The following is a 1,797-nucleotide window of genomic DNA, read 5'->3' on the forward strand; positions in this document are numbered from 1 at the left end:
ATAAGAAATCGTTCTTTGAAAAGATTTACATAAACAGATAAGTAGTACAAGAGTCGACTCTTTACTTGTTCTATATAGGTAATAGAGTTGGGTAAAAGAAACGAACCGTCGAAATAAAATTCGAAATAGGTGTTCTTTAAACATTGATAAGTTTATCGTACGAGCAAAGGATATAAAGCTTCTATTTTAGAAGCAAATCAAAATTTTACAATGTAGAGTTTGATCCTGGCTCAGGATGAACGCTAGCTACAGGCTTAACACATGCAAGTCGCGGGGCAGCATGAGGGTTGCTTGCAACCTTTGATGGCGACCGGCGCACGGGTGAGTAACACGTATCCAACCTACTCCTTACAACGGAATAACCCGGCGAAAGTCGGACTAATACCGTATGATATCCTATGCAGGCATCTAACTAGGATTAAAGGTTTAGCGGTAAGGGATGGGGATGCGTCTGATTAGGCAGTTGGCGGGGTAACGGCCCACCAAACCGACGATCAGTAGGGGTTCTGAGAGGAAGGTCCCCCACATTGGAACTGAGACACGGTCCAAACTCCTACGGGAGGCAGCAGTGAGGAATATTGGTCAATGGACGGAAGTCTGAACCAGCCAAGTAGCGTGCAGGATGACGGCCCTATGGGTTGTAAACTGCTTTTATACGGGGATAAAGTTAGGGACGTGTCCCTATTTGCAGGTACCGTATGAATAAGGACCGGCTAATTCCGTGCCAGCAGCCGCGGTAATACGGAAGGTCCGGGCGTTATCCGGATTTATTGGGTTTAAAGGGAGCGTAGGCCGTAGATTAAGTGTGTTGTGAAATGTAGACGCTCAACGTCTGACTTGCAGCGCATACTGGTTTACTTGAGTTTGCACAACGTTGGCGGAATTCGTCGTGTAGCGGTGAAATGCTTAGATATGACGAAGAACTCCGATTGCGAAGGCAGCTTGCGGGAGCAAAACTGACGCTGAAGCTCGAAAGTGCGGGTATCGAACAGGATTAGATACCCTGGTAGTCCGCACGGTAAACGATGGATGCCCGTTGTATGGCCTTTCGGCTATGTGACCAAGCGAAAGCATTAAGCATCCCACCTGGGGAGTACGCCGGCAACGGTGAAACTCAAAGGAATTGACGGGGGCCCGCACAAGCGGAGGAACATGTGGTTTAATTCGATGATACGCGAGGAACCTTACCCGGGCTTGAACTGTAGGCGAACGATCTAGAGATAGTGAGGCCCTTCGGGGCGCCTACGGAGGTGCTGCATGGTTGTCGTCAGCTCGTGCCGTGAGGTGTCGGCTTAAGTGCCATAACGAGCGCAACCCCTGTTCTCAGTTGCCATCGGGTGATGCCGGGCACTCTGAGGATACTGCCTCCGCAAGGAGTGAGGAAGGTGGGGATGACGTCAAATCAGCACGGCCCTTACGTCCGGGGCTACACACGTGTTACAATGGCCGGTACAGAGCGTCGGTCGTATGCAAATACGATCTAATCTTTAAAACCGGTCTCAGTTCGGACTGGGGTCTGCAACCCGACCCCACGAAGCTGGATTCGCTAGTAATCGCGCATCAGCCATGGCGCGGTGAATACGTTCCCGGGCCTTGTACACACCGCCCGTCAAGCCATGAAAGCCGGGGGCGCCTGAAGTCCGCGACCGCAAGGAACGGCCTAGGGCGAAACTGGTGATTGGGGCTAAGTCGTAACAAGGTAGCCGTACCGGAAGGTGCGGCTGGAACACCTCCTTTCTGGAGCTGTACGATAATAGTTTTGTATAGAGAAACCTATTAGGTTCGTCTCTTTTTTTT

At 50.6% G+C, this 1,797-nt stretch carries 1 rRNA gene; it reads left to right on the top strand.

Features of this window, described 5'->3' with window-relative positions:
* Positions 1-207: 207 nt before the first annotated feature.
* A 16S ribosomal RNA gene (locus HMPREF3034_RS02015) occupies positions 208-1,737 on the top strand.
* The last annotated feature ends 60 nt before the right edge of the window (positions 1,738-1,797 follow it).

The organism is Prevotella sp. DNF00663, assembly GCF_001553265.1.
Classification (GTDB): Bacteria; Bacteroidota; Bacteroidia; order Bacteroidales; family Bacteroidaceae; genus Prevotella.